The organism is Streptomyces gottesmaniae (genome assembly GCF_031845845.1).
GTDB lineage: Bacteria > Actinomycetota > Actinomycetes > Streptomycetales > Streptomycetaceae > Streptomyces > Streptomyces akebiae.
In genome coordinates this window covers 19325-37608 of the sequence record NZ_JAVRFJ010000013.1, presented here as the reverse complement: position 1 = coordinate 37608, position 18284 = coordinate 19325, and the positions used below count along the sequence as shown (strand labels likewise).

The window sequence follows — 18284 nt, the reverse complement described above, 5'->3', positions numbered from 1 at the left end:
GAGGAACAGGTCAACCGTGAGCAACACCCACCAGCCGGCCGAGCCGCGGCACGCAGACGTCGCGCCGGGCGGGTCTCCGGGCGACGACGTGCCCGCTGCCGACGTGAACGCCGCGTACGCGCGGGAGCAGTCCTCGCCCGTCGGCAGGCTCGCCGCGACCGTGGAGCGGCTGCGCCGCGAGGTGCAGGCGGCCCAGGCGGAGGCCGACGGCCGTGCCGTGATCGAACTGGCCAAGGGCATCCTCGTCGAGCGACTCGGCTGCGGGCCGGCCCAGGCGGCCCTGCAACTCGCCGAACTGGCCGAGCAAGCGGGCCTGACGCCCCTGGAGTTCGCCGTCGAGGTCATCAACCAGGCCGCACGCGACCGGCTCTCCGAGATGACGACCGCCCTCCTCGCGACCCCCGCGGGCCGGGACGACGCCGACGACCCACCGGGCGGCGGTTCCTTCGCCGTACGGCTGCGGACCGCGGAGAGCGCCGCCCTGGCCGCCCACGACGCCCAGGCCGTGGCCGACTCCCTCCTGGAACACGCCCTCACCCCGCTCGGCGCCGAAGCCGTGGCCATCTGGGCGCTGGGCGCCGACGGTTCCCTCACCCTCGCCGGCAGCGCCGGTTTCTCGGCCGCCGAGGCGGCACGCTGGCGGTACGTCCCGCCGGGTGTCGTCACCGTCGCCCGCCGCGGACTCGAGGACCGAGCCGGTCAGTGGATCGGCTGCCTGTCGCAGACCGGTCTGCCCTCCATCGGCCGGCACCACCATCCCGACGGCGGCCGGGTCGCCGTACCCGCGGGCACCGGCGGCCGCATCCACGGAGTGCTGGAGATCGTCTGGCCCACGCCGCTGGAGGCACAGCCCCCGCAGATCGTCCGCCAGGTCGAGGCCCTGGCCGAGCTGTGCGCCCACACGCTCGGGACCTTCGTGCCGCCCCACGGCGACGGCGACACGCGCCCCGGCATCCTGCCCGCCGTCGCCGAACTGATGGACCTCGCCGACGGTCTCCACGACCCCGCGCTGGTGCTCGTCCCCCACCTGGACGCCACCGGGGACCTGGTCGACTTCCGCATCCACCACGTCAACAGCCGCTTCCTCGACCCGGCCGGCCGGCCCCGGGGCGTCGTCAACGGAGCCCTGCTCCTGGAGACGTATCCCATGGCCGCCGGCGAGAGCGAGCTGTTCGAGCAGATCGAACGCGTCTACGCCACCGGCGAGCCGTTCCGCGCCCGGCGCATGCGGCTCACCTCCCTCGTGGAGGACGTACCGCTGGCGACGGTCGCCGACATCAACATCACCCGGCACGGCGGCAGCGTCCTGCTCATCTGGCGCATAGAGGACGAGACCGCACGGCTGGCGAGCCTGCTGCAGCACGCCCAACGGCTCGGCCGTATCGGCGGTTTCGAGGAGAATCTCGTCACCGGCGAGATCACCTGGAACGGCCAGCTCTACAGCCTCTACGGCAAGCCCTCCGTCAGCGGCCCCGTCCCGCTGGAGGACCTGCCCGCCCACGCCCACCCCGACGACGCCGTCGCCATCGGCCGGTTCCTGCGCACTCTGCTGCACCACCGTCGCTCCGCGTCCGCGGCGTTCCGGCTCCAGCGGCCCGACGGCGTCACCCGGCACATCCGCGTGGTGGCCGAGCCGGTCCTCGACTCCGACGGCCGGCTCTTCGTCGTCCGGGGCGCCTACCAGGACATCTCCGCCCACCACTGGACGGAGGTCGCCCTCGCCGCCACACGGGACCAGCTCGCCCACTCCGAGCAGCAGGCGAGCGAACGCGACCGGCTCACCCTTCAGCTCCAGCACGCGATCATGCCCCCGGCCCAGGCCCCCCTGGAGGCCCCCGGACTACGCGTGGCCGTCCGCTACCGGCCCGCCGAGACCCAGCACCTGGTGGGCGGCGACTGGTACGACGCGGTCGTGCTGCCCTCCGGGCTGGTACTGCTGTGCGTGGGAGACGTCGCCGGGCACGGCATAGAGGCGGCCACCAGCATGGTCGTCCTGCGCAACGCCCTGCGGGGACTCGCCGTGACCGGCGCCGGACCGGGCCAGTTGCTGGCCTGGCTCAACATGGTGGCCCACCACCTGACCGGATCCGTCACCGCCACGGCCGTCTGCGGGCTCTACGACCCGCACCGCCACACCCTGCGCTGGGCCAGAGCGGGCCATCTGCCGCCCGTCCTGGTCCGCGCCGCCGAGGCTTCGCCGCTCCCGCTGATCAAGGGCCTGCTGCTCGGCGCCCTGCCCGAGGCGACCTACGAGGAACACGAACTCCAACTGGCCGTCGACGACACTCTCCTGATGTACACCGACGGTCTGATCGAACGCCGTGACCGCTCCGTGGAGGAATCCCTGGCCCAACTGCTCACCGCCGCCCGCACCGTGCCCCCCACCCTCGACCAGCAGCTGGACCGCCTCCTCACCTACAGCAAATCGGACACGGACGACGACACCTGTCTCGTGGGCGTCCGGGTCGCGCAGGCCCTCGCGGACTGATCACCGCCGTCCGAGAAGACGGCCGAACGGGCGTGGGAACGTCTGCGGGCGCCGTTGACGGGCACACGGTGTGTACGAGTCGGCGTCGGACGGAAGAACGGGGAAGTCGGTGACGAGCAAGAGGACGGACACCGGAGCCACGGACACCGAGCAGACGGGCAAGAAGGCGACGGGCAGGAAAGCGTCGGGCACGGAGGCGACAGGGACGAACGCGACAGGGACGAACCCGACGGGCATCAAGGCGAAGGGCTGGGCGCACTCGTTTCCCGTGTCGGGGGGCGTGCACGCCGGGCGGCGGTGGACACGCAGGCAGTTGGAGTCCTTTCCGTGGACCGCGGACGAGCCCGAGACGGTGGACGCCGTCGTCCTGGCCGTGTCCGAACTGCTCACCAACGCGCACATCCACGCGCACAGTGACGCGCACCTGATCCTCACCTGGGACGGTGACTGCCTGCACGTGAGCGTGCACGACGAGGACCCGACCCTGCCGCGTCAACGCAGCCCCCGGGCGGGGGAGACCTCCGGCCGCGGCGTGGGAATCGTACGGATGCTCGCCGACACGATGGAGATGAGGTGCCAGCGGCACGGCAAGACGGTGTCGGCTTGCTTCCGCCCGGCGCGCGCGGGGCGGCCGGACGCCGGATGAGACCTGCCCCACCGGCGGGTTATACGATGACGTGTCCGTTGCCCGCCGTCGCGTGGGCACGGTGAGCGGAGGGCCGGGGAGTGCCGTACGGCGGCACAGGGGACACGGGGAGAGAACGTGAATGCCTCCCACGACGTGCACGAGCCGGGGTCGGCGCGGCCGCACAGGGGCACCGCGCTGGAGATCCGATCTCTGCCGGGCCGCAGGGGAATCCGAGCCGTTGGAGAGATCAACGTGATCAACCGATCTTTCTGGGAACACGCTCTGGAGGACCTGGCGAACGCCCATACGGACGTCTCCTTCGTGGAACTGGCCGATCTGCTGTCCATCGACGTGGGCGGTGCGGCGGCGCTGGCGGTCACGGCGCAACGACTGGGAACGGGCCGGATCGTCGTGGACCGTCCACCGCCGGAGCTGGAGCGGATCCTGGACATGTTCTGGCCCGGCCTGTCGAAGATCGAGGTGGCGGGGAGATGAGTACGACCACGAGCAGCGAACGTGACCCCTTCGTGCACCCTGCGCTGTTCTACCGGGGAAGTGAGCAGTACACGGCGGGCACGGTGCCGTTCCTGCTGGCGGGACTGTCCGCCGGAGAGGCGGTCGCGGTCGCCGTTCCGGGCCCCAACCTCGAACTGATCAAGGCCGAAATGGGAGCGAGCGCCGCCGACGTCAAGTTCCTCGACATGACTCAGGCGGGCCGCAACCCGGGGCGCATCATCCCCGGTGTCCTGCGTGCCTTCGCCGACGCCCACCCGGCCGGCCGGGTGCGGATCATCGGCGAGCCCATCTGGGCCGACCGCTCGGCCGCGGAGTACCCGGCGTGCGTCCAGCACGAGGCCCTCATCAACGCGGCCTTCCAGGGCCGGGACGTGACGATCCTGTGCCCGTACGACGCGGACGCCCTCGCCCCGGAGGCGCTCGCCGACGCCCACGTCACCCATCCCGTCGTCATCGACGACGGTGTCGAACTGACCAGCGACGTCTACGCTCCCGAGCGAGCGGTCGCCCGCTACAACCAGCCGCTCACCTGTCCGCCCGGAGCGGCTTCCCTCTCGTTCGACGCGGACGCGCTCCCGTCGGCCCGCTCCTTCGCGACCCAGGAAGCCCGACAGTTGGGTCTGACCGGCGCCCGGTTGCAGGATCTGACACTGGCGGTGGCGGAGCTGACCACCAACAGCGTGGTGCACGGCGGTGGATCGGGCACCCTGCGCGTCTGGGCCGAGGGTCCGCAGGTCGTCTGCGAGGTCCACGACCCGGGCCGCCTGACCGATCCCCTGGCGGGCCGCAGGCCCCCGGCCCGCGACCAGTTGGGCGGACGCGGTCTGATGCTCGTCCACTACGTCGCCGACCTCGTGCGCCTCCACACGACCGAGGCCGGTACGACCATCCGCTTCTACCTGGACCTCTGACCGCACCCCGCCCGGCTCGCACCCGGTGCGGGGTCAGTAGGACAGCGCGTCCTCGGCCGTTCCGAGGAAGCTGGTGACGGTGCCGTCGTTGACCGTGACGGGGCCGTTGTCGATCGCCACCGTCGCCGGGCTCTCGGAAGCCGTGAGCGCGATCTCCACCTGGTGGGCGGTCTTGCCGCCCTCGGTGCCGACGCCGGAGAACAGGATCCCGGCGTAGGCTCTCTCGCCGGCGTTCAGGAGCCAGTCGTCGACGGTGGGGCCGCGGTGCTCCGCGGCGCCGTCGAGCCCCGGGATCGTGATCACCAGGTCGTTCGCCGCCAGCAGGCAGGGGTCGCCGCCGGTGTTGGTCGCGGTCAGCAGGGCGTGGTTGGCCGACTTGGACGCGACGGTGACGTCGTAGCTCAGGTCGGTCGTCTCGCACATGCCCACGCCGCCGTCCTGGTCGTCGTCGGTCCCGGACCCGCCAGACCCGGACTTGTCGGATCCGGAGTCCGACGACGGCGGGGTGCCGTCACTGTCGGAGGAGTCGCCGCCACTGCCGCCGCCCGCTCCGTCGGCGTCATCCGGGGAGGCGGTCGCGGTCGCGTCCTTGTCCGAACCCGCCCCCTTGCCCGATCCCTTGCCGGGCGCGCTCGCCGACGTGCTCGGGGAAGCCGCGTCGCTGTCGGCGCCCCCCTCGCAGGCGGTCAGCGCCACGATGCCGAGCGAGCAGGCGGCGAGTACGGCGGTGATACGGCGCGAACGAGCTGCGTGAGTCATGAGGAACCCCCCGAAAGTGTGAATGTCCGGTGATCGTGCCTCATGGGAGCGGTCCCTCCACCCGCTCGCACCGAGAGGAAACCGTCTCCGGACAGCACTGTGACACTGTGCGCGCCCTCGGCCCCGTGCGAGGGGAAAGCAATGGTAAGTGGATCGACTTGCCATAGGGGCGGCGAGAGGGCTACCTTCGAGTGGTGAGTCCATCGACTTACCTTACGCCTCGGCAAGGAACCATCACCATGAATCGTCTTACGGGCAAGCGCGCCCTCATCACCGGCGGCACCAGTGGAATCGGGCTGGAGACCGCGCGGCGTTTTCTCGCGGAGGGGGCCGACGTGCTGGTCACGGGCGTGACCCCGGCCAGCATCGACAGGGCGCGGCAGGTCCTCGGGGACAAGGTGCCGGTGGTGCAGGCCGACGCACGCGACCTCGATGCGCAGCGCGGCCTGGCGAAGCAGGTGCGTGAGCACTTCGGGGAGCTGGACGTGGTGTTCCTGAACGCCGGTGTCTCGGACTGGCGGCCGTTCGAGGACCACACCGAGGACAGTTTCGACCGGCTCTTCGACATCAACGTCAAGAGCGTCTTCTTCCTCACGCAGGCCCTGGTGCCCGTGCTGGCCAACCCGTCCTCGGTCATCCTCAACGCGTCCAGCAGCGCGCACGGCGGCTACGGGAATTCGAACGCCTACGCCGCGACGAAGGCTGCTGTGGGCTCCCTGATGCGGTCGTGGAACGCGGACCTGCTCAGGTCGCACGGCATCCGGTTCAACGCGGTCAGCCCCGGCCCGGTGGACACCCCGCTGTACTCCAAGCTCGGGATCGAGGACCCCGCGGTGCACGCAGCGGTCCTGGAGGGGATCAGCGCCGGCATCCCGCTGGGTCGCATGGGTATGCCCGAGGAGGTCGCGGAGGCCGTCGTGTACCTGGCCTCGGACGGCTCCGCCTTCGCCGTGGGCCAGGACCTTATCCTGGACGGAGGCCAGACCGTCCTCTGACAGCGGGGACGCGGCCGGGAGACGGGCGAGGGGCGTGGGTATGTCGGTGGCGGACCGAGCGGAAACCGGTGGCGATACGTGCCAGGCCGGGTATCACGCGCAGATCAAGGCGGAGAACCGCGCCCGCATCATCCGCGCCGCCCGCGACCTCTTCCTCGCCCGGGGATACGACAAGACCTCCCTGGCCCAGATCGCCAAGGAGGCCCGTGTCTCCACCGGCACCCTCTTCAAGCGCTACCCCTCCAAGGCCGCGCTGTTCGCGGCCGTCACCGCCGAACAATGGCAGCTGGACATGGAGTACGCCGCGCCGCCCCCGCCCGGTGACCCCCGATACGGTCTGGACCACATCGGCCGCGACTACGCCTGCCTGGTCGCGCGGCCGGGCACGGCGGCGCTGTGCCGCCTGATCATCACCGAACTTCCCCAGATGCCGGAGCTCGCCGACATCGTCGGCACCGGCTTCGCCATCGACCGCGGACCCTTCTTCGACCGGCTCCGCGACTACCTGGAGGCCGAAGCGCGGGCCGGCACACTCGACTTCCGTTCGGCCGACGGGAAGCCACAGTCGGCGTCCGAAGTGGCCGAGCAGTTCCTCGGCCTGATCTGCAGCCAGTTCCTGTGGCCCCAACTCGTCCGGACCGACTTCGTCCCGCCCAGCCCCACCGACGCCGCGATCGTGGACGAAGCCGTCGCCCTCATGCTCAGCCGCTACAGCACCGGGTCCTGAGTCCCGGACCACCGGTTCACGCTGCCCGGACGCCGATACATCGCTCCACCGGACAGGTGCGAGTGCCCACCCGGTACTGCGGGGGCGACGGCGGCCCGCTGTGACGGTGTCGGCCTTCCTCGGCGTCGACCACCGCGGCTCTCGGATACGACGGGTTCCGGCCAACCTGATCGTTTCTGAGTACGCGTACTCAGGTCCGGCGACGATCACATGGGCAGACTGTGGCGTCCAGGACAGCCGAGCGAGGGAGTGCGTGTGAACCGAACGACGAAGGCTCTGGCCGTGGCAACGCTGACGGCCGGTGCGCTGGCGGGTTCCGGCGTGGGGTCCGCCGCCGCGGCGGGAGACCCTCTGCTGCCCCACCCCGGTCCGGAGGGCCTGGTGTGGGTGCCGGAGCAGACCGGCGACGGCGGCGTGGCGTCGGGCGGAGCCTGGGAGAAGCTGCCGACCGTCCTCACGGTGGCCTGCGAGGGCGGCGGTGACGTGCGGGTGACGATGCGATCGCAGGAGACGGAGGTCGCCGCGTTCTCGGTCGACTGCCCGACGGGAACCGCCGGGGTCGGCTCGGTGACCATGGACGCCGGTGTGGTCCGGAAGGGCTCCTTCACCATCGGGGTCGACGCCTCGTCCGAGGAGATCCGCTGGGCACTGACGGTGACCCAGCCGGAATAGCAGGGACAGCCGGAACGGCCGGGCCGTGCGAGGCACGGAGACCTCATCTCCCGGCCCCTGCGCACGGGTTGAGCCGTCGGCACCGCATGATGGGCACATGAGCGATCACGAACTCCCGGCAGCGGTGGACCCGGCGGCGCTGCTCGACCTGTCCCGAGGCCATCACGGACGCACCGTACGTCCGCTGGGTACGCGGGAGGCCGGCGGTCACCTGGTCAAGGTGTACGCCCTGGAGGCGCCGGGCCGCGGTGTCACGGAGCAGGACACGGACGCGGCCCTGCGGATCACGGCGGCGCACCTCGAACTCGGCCGTGTCCGCGGGTCGCTCGGGCTCGCCGCCCTGATCGTGCACGCGGGCGGCGACGGCGACTACGTCCTGGTCCACACCTGGATCGAGGGCCACATGTCCGACCTGGCCATCTTCACCGGTCCGGCCGGGCAGCCCGACCGACTCCGACCGGGACGCGCGGGCCTGGCCCCCTGCGTCTGGGAAGCCGCCGTCATCGCCCACGAACGGGACGCGTTCTCCCGGCACGTTCTCGACGGCACCGCCGCGATCGCCGACCGGCTGGCGGCCTGGCAGGACGACACCCTCACGGGCAGCCTCCGGTGACCGGTGCCCCGGCGCGGCGGCGGAGACGTGGCCGTGGGCGGGCGGTCGGGCTGTTCGCCCTGGCCGGTGCGGCGGTGGTGCTGAGCGCCTGTGGTCCGGAGGGCGTCGACGACAGCGCCCCCGGCGACCGCGAGGCGAGGTACAGACGGGTCATCGAGGACCCTCACCCGAGCCCCGCCGACGTGATCGAGGCGGCCGGGGCTCCTTCCGATGTGGTGCGCGCGGACGACGGCTCGCTGCTGCTGACGTACGACGCCGCCAACGTCGAGGACGACGAGGGCCCGGCCGCGACCGCCTGGCGCATCGTCGGACCGGACGGCCGTACGGTCGCCGAACACGCGGAACACGCCGACGCGGAGGACGTGCCGCCCGCGTTCAAGGGGGTGAGCGGCGGGTTCGTACGGGTGCCGGGGGACGGGGGAACGTACGTCCTCGATGTCAGGGGAGAGCGGCACCAGGTCACCGTCACCGACACCCTGTCGCGCACCCGCCGCGGCGACGTCCTGCTCTCGGAAGGGGAGCCGGCCCTCGTCTACCGCGCCGCCACGCGCACCGCGGCACCTCCGGCCGGACTGCCGGACGAGGCGGTCCACTTCGCCGTGGACGAGCGGGGCACGGTCTGGAGCCTGGAGCAGTCGCTTTCCGAGGACCCGCACCGTGTCGTGTGGCAGCGTGACGGCCGCACCCTCGGCTCCGAGGCCGTGCCGAAGTCGTACGGTGCCGCCGCCCTCGTCGCGCGCGGCGGCACCGCGGCCCTCGCCCTGGCCCTGGACGAGGGCGTGCGCGGCCTGTTGATGACGTCGGACGGCGGTGAACACTGGCGGACGGTCCTCGCGGGCGGCATCACCTGGAAGGACCTGAAGCGCGGCCAGGAGCTGCTGGTCCTGGAAGTCCTCGCGGACGGACGGCTGCTCGTCGGCGAGGAGGGCGGCCGCCACTGGCTCGCGGACGACCCCACCAACAGCGCCTTCCACGAACTGAGGACCCCGGCGAGGTTCACCTCGCTCACCGTCGAGGGCACCACCCTCTACGGCCTCGTGGACGCGACGACGGCGACGTACGACCTCGTACCCGACGAGGGACTGTGGATCTCCGACGACGGCGGACGTGAATGGCGGCGGATGCCGGGGTAGAGGCACCGCGACGCCGGGCGACTCGACCCGCTGGCTGGAGTCCCTGGGCGACGCCGTCACCGTGCACTCGAAGGCCACCGACCGTACCGCGACCCTCCTGATGGCCCTCGAAGGCCGCGACGCCCGCGAGGCGCAGGCGCACCTGGCCGCACGCGACGTGGTGGCACCGACCGGGTCGTTCTACGGGTACGAGCCCTTCACCGCGCTCAAGTTCGAAGCCCCCGCCCTGCGCGCGGGCCCTGGGCCCCTACGACACCGCCGAGGACGTGGACCGTTTCCTGGCCGGGCTCGCCGACTTCCTCTGACGCCGTGACCGCGCCGGTGCCCCGGCAGCCCCGCCGCTCGGAGCGGGCGATGCCGCTCTGTATCGTGCCGGAGTGACGAGCGAGCCGTTCTACCACCGGGCCGGACCCGCCGCGTTCGAGCCGACCCGGTTCACCGAGAGCCCCTGGGACCAGTCGCTGCAACACGGTGGCCCGCCGGCCGCGCTCCTGCTCGGCGAGATCGAGCGGGTGGTGGCCGGCGTCGGGCGGATCACGGCGGCCCAGATCGACTTCCTCGGTGCGATCCCGCGCGAGACCGGTCATGTCGAGGTCCGCACGCTCCGCCCCGGCCGCCGGGTCCGACTCGACGCGGCCACGCTGACGATCCGCGGCAGGGTGGTGGCCGAAGCCCGATGCTGGACGATGGCCACCACCGCCCGAGCGGACAGGCGTGTCGAACACCTCGCGTCGCCGCTGCCGGCCCTCCCGGCGGCCACACCCCGTCCGCCCTTCCCCGGCTTCCCGGGCGCCTGGCACTATCCCGACGCGATCGAATGGCGGTTCGTCCACGGCGGCGGCCAGGAACCGGGGCCCGCCGCGGTCTGGACCCGGGTCCGGGTCCCGGTGGTCGAGGGCGAGGCAGCCACCCCGTTGCAGCGTCTGGCGGTGGTCGCCGACTCGGCGAACGGCATCTCCAACGAACTCGCCCTGGACCGCTTCCTGTTCGTGCCCACGGCCCTGCAGTTGAGCCTGCACCGGCATCCCGCGAGCGAGTGGATCCTGCTGGACGCCCGCACCTCACTGTCCGGAGACGGCGTCGGGACCACGGTGACGGACCTGTCCGACCTGTCCGGGACGGTCGGCACCGGGACCCAGCCGCTCCTCGTCCAACCCCGCGACCCCGCCGGGTGACGGCCCGGCCGCAGCGGGGCCGGTTCAGTCGCGGCCGGGGCAGGGCGGGCGGTGGTCGAGGCCGGGGAAGTGGCGGTTCCACCGGGCGGGGGTGAGCGGCGTGCGGACGTGGGAGCAGGCGTGGGCGAGCACCCGGGCGACGTCGGTGTTCCAGATCTCGATCGTGTGGTCGTTGCTGAGGGTGGCGACGGTGTCGGGCGCCGCCAGGGGCACGACGACCGCGAGGGCGCCGGAGAGGCCGGTCAGCAGGGCTCGTTCGGTCGGACGCGAGCGGTCGGTCGCCCTCCACAGGCGTACGGTGCCGTCCTGCCCGGCGGTGATCACCTCCTGGCCGTCCGGGGTGAACTCCACGTAGCCGATCATGCCGGTATGGGCGTGGAGCCGGCCGAGCCTTCGGTGGTGACGCGGATCGGTGACGTCCCACAGGCGTGCCGTGCGATCGTCGCTGCCGGAGACGAGGGTGCGGCCGTCCCGGCTGAAGGCGAGTCCCACGACGAAGTCGTCATGGTCGCGCAGAACGGCGGTCGTGGAGGCGCGGAGGGGGTCGGTGACGTCCCACAGGCGGACGGTGCGATCGTCGGAGCCGGAGGCCAGGACGGAGCCGTCGGGGCTGAAGGCGACCGGTTTGACGTTGAGCGAGTGGCCGGTCAGTTCCCGTAGGAAGCGGGGGCGGGCGGGGTCGCGGACGTGCCACAGACGGACGGTGTCGTCGTAGCTGCCGGTGGCGAGGGTGCGGCCGTCCGGGCTCATGGCCAGGGAGAAGACGAAGTCGTCGTGCCGACTCGGGGTCGTCGACCGCAGGTGCGGTCGGCTCGGTTCGGTCACGTCCCAGAGCCGGATCGCGCGGTCCTTGCCGATACCGGCCAGCGTCTCGCCGCCAGGGCCGAAGGCCAGGGTGTGGGCGCTGTCGGGGTGGCCGTGGGTCGTGCCCAGGAGGCGGGGGTCGTGGGGGTCGGTCATGTCCCACATCCGGAGGCTTCCATCGTCGTGCGCGGTGGCGAGCCTGTGGCCGTCCGGGGTGACGGCCATGCCGTGGACATGGCGGGCCAGGGTGTGCGGGGCGACGCTCAGCAGGCCGTTGCGGGTGGCCCGGTTCGCCTCCAACCGGTATGCGGCAAGGGCTAGTTGGACGGCGAGCGAGCGGTCGCGGGTACGCAGGGCCGCCGAGGTCTCGACGGCCTGGAGCGCGAGGAGGTGGTTGCGCTGCGCGGTGACGGTCCGCTGGGAACGCAGTGCGTGGCCGACGGCGGTCGCCGCGCACAGGAGCAGGACGACGAGGGCCGCGACGAGGCGGCGCAGCCGGCGGATGCGGTGGCGGGCGCGCCGGGTCTGCGCCTGTTCCGCCGCCTCGCTCGTGTCCAGGAAAGCGCGTTCCCGGGCGGTGAGGGTCGCCTTCGGCAGGTCCTTGGCGGCGGCCAGCCGCAGGCCCCGGTAAAGGGTGTCCGGATCGCGGTCCAGGGATTCCCACACGGCGGTGGCCTCGGTGAGCGCGCGGTGCAGGCGCAGCCGGTCCCGGTTCTCGCCCAGCCAGTCACCGAGACGGGGCCAGCAGCGGATCAGTGCCTCGTGGGCGATCTCGACGTGGTCCCGGTCGACGGTCAGCAGACGTGCCCGGGTGGCTTGTTCGAGGACCAGCGCGGTGTCGTCGCCGTCGTCGAGTTCCTGGCGCGGCACACGGCGTTTGGTGTCCTCGGTGCCCTCGCCCAGGGCGATGAGGCGGAGGAACAACAGGCGGGCGACGGTCCGCTGGGCGTCGTTCAGGGACGCGTGGAAGGCTTCGGCGGTCTGCGCGAGGGCGCCCTCGAAGCCGCCTGCCGCCTGGAATCCGGCGAGGGTGAGGGTGTTGCCGCGCCGGCGGTGCCAGGTCTCCAGAAGGGCGTGCGAGAGCAGGGGAAGCGCCCCGGTCCGGCCGTGGGCGTCGGCGGTGAGTGCCGCGAGCAGGGCGCCCTCCACGGTCAGCCGGACCCGGGCGGCCGGCTGGACGATCGCCGCCCGCAGTTCGTCCAGCGTCATCGGACCGACGGGGACGTGCGCCTCGGCCAGGGCGTCGACGAGGGCCGGCAGCCGGGTGCAGTGCGTGTAGAAGTCGGACCGCACGGCCAGTGCGACACGGCAACGGCTGTCGGGAGCGTGCGCGGCGTGCAGGAGTGCGGAGACGAAGGCGTCACGCTCCCGCGTGTCAGGGCAGAGGGTGAAGATCTCCTCGAACTGGTCCACGACGATGATGAGTTCGTCGTCCGGATCCGGTGAGCGGGCCAGGATCTGGCGGACGACACGGTGGAGCGTCCGCGGCTCCGAGGCGAGTTCGTCCGCGACGGCCCCCGGCGTGAGGCGGGCACGGGCCGCCAGGTGGATCGCGCATTCCTCCAGCGGACGGGCACCCGGGGTGAATACCAGGGCCGGTTCGCCGGAGAATTGGGGCAGCACCCCGGCGCGCAGCACCGAGGATTTCCCGGATCCCGACGCCCCGAACAGAACGAGACATCTCTTTCTGCGCAGATGTTCGACGAGTCTGGTGGTCAGATTCTCCCGGCCGAAGAAAGCGTCGGCGTCCGACTGTTGGAAAGAGGCCAGACCGACACAGGGCGACGCGTCCGTCGACCCTTCGGCGTGCCCGGGCACCGACGTGGGGGTGGCGCGTTCGGCGGCGCATGCGGCGGCCGTTCTGCGCCAGATCAGCTCCCATTCCCGCACGTCACCGCCGCAGGCGCGGACGTAGGCGAGGGTGACCGCAAGGGAGGGAAGTTGACGTCCCCCCGCGGCCGCGGAGAGCGCCGCGATCGAATAGTGCGCCCGCCGAGCGAGGTCCCGATAGGTGGGACCACCGGCCTGCTCCCGCAGTTTCCGCAAGCGCGCGGCGAAATCCCGCAGTGGGCCGCTCTCCGCTTCCAGCGGGCGCTCTCCCCGTGGCACCTGAAACGCACCTCCCCCCGAGCCATTCGGGATTGTTCACCATGCGTTTGTTCAGCGCCATCCCGCCGATCGTGAACAACGCGCAAGGGCTACAAACGGTGCGTCAGACACCGCGAGAACGGTGCGTCAGCCACCGTGCCGGACGGCCTGTTCCGAGCCGAGGTCCGGCGCTGCGACCACAACCGATCCAGGAGCACACATGAACGCCTACACACGGCACTGCGCCTACCGGCCCGGCGCGGGCGCGGCGACCCCGCCCCCGTTCCCGGCCTCCGACCCGGTCGGGGAGACCGAGCGCCGCGGCACCCCGGACCGGCTGGGGTACTTCACCGCCGCACAGCTGGGACGGCTGTGCGAGGTGGCCGGCATCGACGCGTGGCAGCGCACCACTCACCAGCAGGTACTGACCGAACTGCTGGGCCCGGCCGCCGCGCTGCCCTTGGACGGCCCACCGCCTTCCCCCTCCTTCGTCTCGGACGACCACACACCGGTGGAGTTCTCCCTGTCCTTCCCCGCCGACGCCGCTCCCGTCCTGCGCGTGCTGGTCGACCCGGGCTTCGCCGCCCGGTCGCTGCGGAACAACGCCCGCACGGCATGGGCCGCGGTGGGGCGCCTGGCGGCCCAATGGGGGATCGGGCTGGGAGAACTGACCCGCCTGAGCGACCTCTTCCTCCCGCCGGAGCCCCACGGGCCGCTGACCCTGTGGTGCGCCCTCGAACTGCGGCCGACCGGCCCCACGGGGGTCAAGCTGTACCTGAACCCGGGCGCCCGGGGCGTCGAGCGCGCCATGGAGACCGTCGCCGAGGCCATGACGAGGCTCGGCCACGCCCGTGCCTTCGAACCCGTGCGGCGCTACGTGGCCGCCCGCTCGCCGGAGCGGTGCGACTTCATGTTCTTCGCCCTGGACGTGGGCCCGTGGACCGAGCCGCGCGTGAAGGTCTACGTCGTCCACCCCGGCGCCACGGCCGCCGACGCGGCCGAAGCCGCCCGTCCGGTGCCCGGGGCGAGCCCGGAACGGGTCGCGGACCTGTGCCGCCTCGTCGGCGGGGACGGCACCTTCGACCGCCTCCCGCTCGTCTCCTGCTACTCGTTCACCGGCGCGGACACCCACCACCCGACCGGCCACGGCCTCCACGTCCCCGTCCGGGCCTACGTCCGCGACGACCGGGCGGCACGCGACCGTGCCGTACGGCTCCTGCGTCAGTACGGCGTACCCACCGCGCCGCTCGACCGTGCCCTGGCCGCGCTCACCGCCCGCCCCCTGACCGCGGGCGTCGGCCTCATCTCCTACCTGAGCCTGGTCCAGGCGGGACGGCAGGCACCCCGGATCACCACCTACTTCTCCTCCGAGGCGTACCGCGTCCTCCCACCACGGGGGGACACGGCTCCGCAGAGCCCTGCGAAGGCCCGCCCGGCAAAGCCGGGGTCCGCCGACTCGGGGCCCGCCGACCCAGGCCCCACCCCGCCGCGTTCCACCGAGCCGGGGCCGACAGCGTCGCGCACGACCGACTGAGCCCTGTCCCCGCCCACCCGTCCGGCGTACACCCGAAGGGAAGACCGACCGTGGAGCCGTACCGGATCAAGGTTGTCGAGCCGATCCCCGTCACCACCCGCGAACAGCGTCAGGCCGCCCTCGCCCGCGTCCACTACAACCTCTTCGACCTGCGGGCCGACGAGGTCACCGTCGACCTGCTCACCGACTCGGGCACCGGAGCCCTGTCCGCGGCCCAGCTCTCCGCCGCCATGGACGGCGACGAGTCCTACGCGGGCTCGCGCTCCTTCCATCGCTTCCACGACACCGTCCGGGAACTCACCGGATTCCCGCACATCCTGCCGGTGCACCAGGGACGCGCGGCCGAACGGCTCCTGGCCTCGACGCTCCTCGGCCCCGGCAGGATCTTCCTGAGCAACACGCACTTCGACACCCTGCGGGCCAATGTCGCGCTCGTCGGGGGCGAGGCCTGGGACCTGCCCTGCCCCGAGGCCGAAGACCTCGACAGCCGCGAGCCGTTCAAGGGGAACATCGACACCGCCCGGCTCAAAGCCGTCCTGGAGGGACCCGACGGGAGCCGTGTCGCCGCGGTGATCATGACGCTCACCAACAACGGCGGCGGGGGCCAGCCGGTGTCCATGGCCAACCTGACCCTGACCGCCGCGCTCTGCCGGGAGCACCGCGTGCCCCTGATCCTCGACGCGGCGCGGTTCGCGGAGAACGCCTGGCTGGTCACCCGGCGCGAGCCCGGCTACCGCGACCACAGTCCCCGGCAGGTCGCCGAGGATGCCTTCCGGCTGGCCGACGGCTGCACGATGAGCGCGAAGAAGGACGGCATCGCCCACATCGGCGGCTTTCTGGGCCTGCGTGACAGCGATCTGGCCCGGCGCTGCGAGTTGCTGCTCATCGCCACCGAGGGGTTCCCCACCTACGGCGGACTGGCGGGCCGCGACCTGGACATGGTCGCCCAGGGTTTGCGCGAGGTCACCGATCCGGGGTATCTCCGCGCCCGGGCCGAGGACACCGCCTATCTGGCGGACGTGGTGCGGTCGGCGGGCGTCGACATCGTCGAGCCGCCCGGGCTGCACGCGCTCTACCTCAACGCCGGCCGTCTGCTGCCGCACATCCCGCCGCACCACTTCCCCGGCCAGGCACTGGCCTGCCAGTTGTATCTGGAGGGCGGCATCCGCTCCGTGGAACTCGGCTCCCTCTATCTGGGCACCGAGGACGAGCACGGCGCCCCCCTCACCAGCGCCCCGTACGAACTGCTGCGACTGGCCATTCCCCGCAGGACCTACACACGCGGCCACTTCGACCACATCGGCCGGACACTGGACCGCACGGTCCGCGACGCCCACCTCGTCCCCGGCCTGCGCATCACCGAACAGCCCGCCCTGCTCCGCCAGTTCCGCTCGAAACTCGCCCCTGTAGCCCTGTAGCCCTGTAGCCGCCGCGAACGACGGTCGAGAGACGAAGGCGGTCAGCGCTCGCAGCCGTCCTTCAGGTCATGGGCGTCTCCCGTGCAGGTGTCCGTGCCGGCGTCCCCGTAGGAGCGGTCGTTGCCGGATGTGGAGTCTCCGGCGTCGAGGCGGTCGTCTCCGTTTCTGCCGAACATGACGTCGTCGCCGGGGCCACCGGTGATGTTGTCGACGCCGGCACCGCCGAAGACGGTGTCGTGCCCGCCCTGGCCGTACAGGAAGGTCCTGGCGGTGGAGGTGTGGTCGAGGGTGATGATGTCGTCGCCCGCGCCGGCGGTGATGTTGGCGGGCAGATTGCCCGTGACGAGGACCATGTCACCGAGGTCCCCCATGTCGAGCGTGAGGGTGCGGCCGTCGTACGGGCAGGTCACGGTGTCACGGTCGACCTGGGCGCATCCCGATCCCGCGGTGACGGCGTCACCGCCGTCACTGATGGTGACGGTGTTGCCGGACCGGGTGACGGAGAGGTCGTTGGCCTTCCCCGCCACGGCGTTGACGTAGATGCGCACGGTGTCCAAGCGCACCCCCGTCGCGGCGTGCGCCTGCCCCGTCGCCGCCCCCAGCGCCACGGTCGTCACGCCGACCTGCACCGCTGTGCGCATCGAGGTCTTCAATGCTCCTCCTCTTCCCCTGCTGACCACGGACTTGGTCGTGCCGTGATCCATCGTGGGCGTGGAGCGGTGTGGGCACATGAGGGGAGAACCCCCAACTACGCGCGGTGCGGCTCGCGGACCCGGCGTCCACCGACCCGCCGCCGCCAGGCGCCGCGTCGTCGCCGTGCTCACCCCGGCCGGCACGGCGACCTCCTCGCGCCGCAGCCCCGGGACGCGGCACGGTCGTGTTCATGGGGGGCAACCTCACCCCCACCCGTTCCGATCCGCCGGTGGGACCCGAGTCGCTCACGGCGCGCGGGGACCGACTCCGATCGCAGCCTCCCCCCGGAACGCCACCCACCGTCACGGCCCGACCGGACGCGGCGCCGCCGTGGGACCCCAGCGGTGCGGGCCCGGCCCGGGGGCGGCCACCGTTAGGATCCAGTCGGCTCGGGGTCGTGGCCGTCGACCACGGCGCGACGGCAGGGGCCGTGTCCGCGTGGTGAGCCTGACCGGAAGGCGTGCTGAACATGACCGGAGATCGTGACCGTTGGGCCGAACTGACCGGCGGACAGGCCGGGGAGGAGTACGCCCGGCGTTTCGCGCGGCTCGCCGCATCGGGTCACGACGTCCACGGCGAGGCCGATTTCTGCGCGACGCTGCTGGCGCGGCCCGCAGCCCGCGTGCTCGACGCCGGCTGCGGCACCGGCCGGATCGCGATCCGGCTCGCCGAACTGGGCCACTCCTGCACCGGCGTGGACATCGACCCCTCGATGCTCGCCGTCGCCCGCCGGGAGGCCCCCGCACAGGAGTGGCTCCTCGGCGACCTCGCCCGTCTGGACAGCCTCGGCCTGGAACCGGACTACGACATGACGATCGCCGCCGGAAACGTCATCCCGCTCCTGGCCCCCGGCACCGAGGCGGCGGTCGTCCAGCAGTTGGCCGCCGTACTGCGCCCCGGCGGACTGCTGGTCACGGGCATGGGCCTGGACGCGGCCCACCTGCCGCTGCCGGAACCGACGGTGACCCTCACGGAGTTCGACCACTGGTGCGCGCGGGCCGGACTGACCCTGCTCCAGCGCTACGCCACGTGGAGCGGAGACCCCTACGAAGAGGGCTGCGGCTATGCCGTCAGCGTGCACTCCCGCTCCACCGTGTGACCGGCCCGCCGTGTGACCGCTCCACCGTGTG

16 protein-coding genes are annotated in these 18284 nt (G+C 72.3%); 13 read left to right on the top strand and 3 right to left on the bottom strand.

The genetic code is table 11. The features are described from left to right. Positions 1 to 16 precede the first annotated feature (16 nt). The 4 genes from RM704_RS16525 (at position 17) to RM704_RS16510 (ending at position 4543) form a co-directional block, all read left to right on the top strand. Positions 17 to 2488, top strand: a complete 2472-nt coding sequence (locus RM704_RS16525) for a SpoIIE family protein phosphatase (protein ID WP_033527186.1) — start codon at positions 17 to 19, stop codon at positions 2486 to 2488. Between the two features lie 235 nt (positions 2489 to 2723). Next, complete coding sequence (locus RM704_RS16520; RefSeq protein WP_033527206.1) at positions 2724 to 3134, top strand: ATP-binding protein; 411 nt, start codon at positions 2724 to 2726, stop codon at positions 3132 to 3134. Positions 3135 to 3368: 234 nt separating this feature from the next. After that, positions 3369 to 3611: a hypothetical protein gene (locus RM704_RS16515; protein ID WP_311590732.1), complete on the top strand. Its 243-nt coding sequence runs from the start codon at positions 3369 to 3371 to the stop codon at positions 3609 to 3611. Continuing rightward, positions 3608 to 4543 carry a sensor histidine kinase gene (locus RM704_RS16510; protein WP_052146005.1) on the top strand — a complete coding sequence of 312 codons (936 nt, stop codon included), beginning with the start codon at positions 3608 to 3610 and terminating at the stop codon, positions 4541 to 4543. The genes RM704_RS16515 and RM704_RS16510 overlap by 4 nt, the downstream gene beginning before the upstream one ends. A 33-nt stretch (positions 4544 to 4576) precedes the next feature. On the opposite strand, the gene RM704_RS16505 is transcribed toward RM704_RS16510, so the two are convergent. Further along, positions 4577 to 5302: a DUF4232 domain-containing protein gene (locus tag RM704_RS16505; RefSeq protein ID WP_033527187.1), complete on the bottom strand. Its 726-nt coding sequence runs from the start codon at positions 5300 to 5302 to the stop codon at positions 4577 to 4579. Between the two features lie 239 nt (positions 5303 to 5541). Here RM704_RS16505 and RM704_RS16500 point away from each other — a divergent pair, with 239 nt between their 5' ends. From RM704_RS16500 to RM704_RS16475, 6 genes are all read left to right on the top strand, one after another. After that, entirely contained in the window at positions 5542 to 6297 is a 756-nt protein-coding gene (locus RM704_RS16500; RefSeq protein ID WP_033527188.1) for an SDR family oxidoreductase, read from the top strand. Positions 6298 to 6337: 40 nt separating this feature from the next. Further along, positions 6338 to 7024, top strand: a complete 687-nt coding sequence (locus RM704_RS16495) for a TetR/AcrR family transcriptional regulator (protein ID WP_052146006.1) — start codon at positions 6338 to 6340, stop codon at positions 7022 to 7024. A 255-nt stretch (positions 7025 to 7279) separates the two neighbouring features. Next, a complete protein-coding gene (locus RM704_RS16490) occupies positions 7280 to 7696 on the top strand; it encodes a hypothetical protein (protein ID WP_311590729.1) in 417 nt (138 codons plus the stop codon). A 97-nt stretch (positions 7697 to 7793) separates the two neighbouring features. Beyond that, positions 7794 to 8309, top strand: a complete 516-nt coding sequence (locus RM704_RS16485) for a hypothetical protein (RefSeq protein ID WP_033527189.1) — start codon at positions 7794 to 7796, stop codon at positions 8307 to 8309. After that, complete coding sequence (locus tag RM704_RS16480) at positions 8306 to 9442, top strand: hypothetical protein (RefSeq protein ID WP_033527190.1); 1137 nt, start codon at positions 8306 to 8308, stop codon at positions 9440 to 9442. Before RM704_RS16485 ends, RM704_RS16480 begins: the two co-directional genes overlap by 4 nt. 377 nt (positions 9443 to 9819) lie before the next feature. After that, positions 9820 to 10617 (top strand): thioesterase family protein, encoded by a 798-nt coding sequence (locus RM704_RS16475; RefSeq protein WP_033527192.1) that lies wholly within the window; start codon positions 9820 to 9822, stop codon positions 10615 to 10617. A 24-nt stretch (positions 10618 to 10641) separates the two neighbouring features. On the opposite strand, the gene RM704_RS16470 is transcribed toward RM704_RS16475, so the two are convergent. Continuing rightward, entirely contained in the window at positions 10642 to 13530 is a 2889-nt protein-coding gene (locus RM704_RS16470; RefSeq protein WP_157856691.1) for an nSTAND1 domain-containing NTPase, read from the bottom strand. A 199-nt stretch (positions 13531 to 13729) separates the two neighbouring features. Here RM704_RS16470 and RM704_RS16465 point away from each other — a divergent pair, with 199 nt between their 5' ends. Both RM704_RS16465 and RM704_RS16460 read left to right on the top strand, forming a co-directional pair. Continuing rightward, positions 13730 to 15043: a tryptophan dimethylallyltransferase family protein gene (locus RM704_RS16465; protein ID WP_063774475.1), complete on the top strand. Its 1314-nt coding sequence runs from the start codon at positions 13730 to 13732 to the stop codon at positions 15041 to 15043. Positions 15044 to 15093: 50 nt separating this feature from the next. Next, positions 15094 to 16461, top strand: a complete 1368-nt coding sequence (locus RM704_RS16460; protein ID WP_033527193.1) for a tryptophanase — start codon at positions 15094 to 15096, stop codon at positions 16459 to 16461. 41 nt (positions 16462 to 16502) lie between these two features. On the opposite strand, the gene RM704_RS16455 is transcribed toward RM704_RS16460, so the two are convergent. Further along, positions 16503 to 17102 (bottom strand): calcium-binding protein, encoded by a 600-nt coding sequence (locus tag RM704_RS16455; protein WP_157856692.1) that lies wholly within the window; start codon positions 17100 to 17102, stop codon positions 16503 to 16505. Positions 17103 to 17623: 521 nt separating this feature from the next. On the opposite strand from RM704_RS16455, the gene RM704_RS16450 reads away from it, so the two are divergent. Further along, positions 17624 to 18253 (top strand): class I SAM-dependent methyltransferase, encoded by a 630-nt coding sequence (locus RM704_RS16450; protein ID WP_033527213.1) that lies wholly within the window; start codon positions 17624 to 17626, stop codon positions 18251 to 18253. The last annotated feature ends 31 nt before the right edge of the window (positions 18254 to 18284 follow it).

Bases quoted from the DNA above. Each gene is read 5' to 3' on its own strand.
- RM704_RS16495 (WP_052146006.1), top strand. From the start codon at position 6,338: ATGTCGGTGGCGGACCGAGCGGAAACCGGTGGCGATACGTGCCAGGCC.
- RM704_RS16450 (WP_033527213.1), top strand. From the start codon at position 17,624: ATGACCGGAGATCGTGACCGTTGGGCCGAACTGACCGGCGGACAGGCC.
- RM704_RS16485 (WP_033527189.1), top strand. From the start codon at position 7,794: ATGAGCGATCACGAACTCCCGGCAGCGGTGGACCCGGCGGCGCTGCTC.
- RM704_RS16510 (WP_052146005.1), top strand. From the start codon at position 3,608: ATGAGTACGACCACGAGCAGCGAACGTGACCCCTTCGTGCACCCTGCG.
- RM704_RS16505 (WP_033527187.1), bottom strand. From the start codon at position 5,302: ATGACTCACGCAGCTCGTTCGCGCCGTATCACCGCCGTACTCGCCGCC.
- RM704_RS16465 (WP_063774475.1), top strand. From the start codon at position 13,730: ATGAACGCCTACACACGGCACTGCGCCTACCGGCCCGGCGCGGGCGCG.
- RM704_RS16455 (WP_157856692.1), bottom strand. From the start codon at position 17,102: ATGCGCACAGCGGTGCAGGTCGGCGTGACGACCGTGGCGCTGGGGGCG.
- RM704_RS16500 (WP_033527188.1), top strand. From the start codon at position 5,542: ATGAATCGTCTTACGGGCAAGCGCGCCCTCATCACCGGCGGCACCAGT.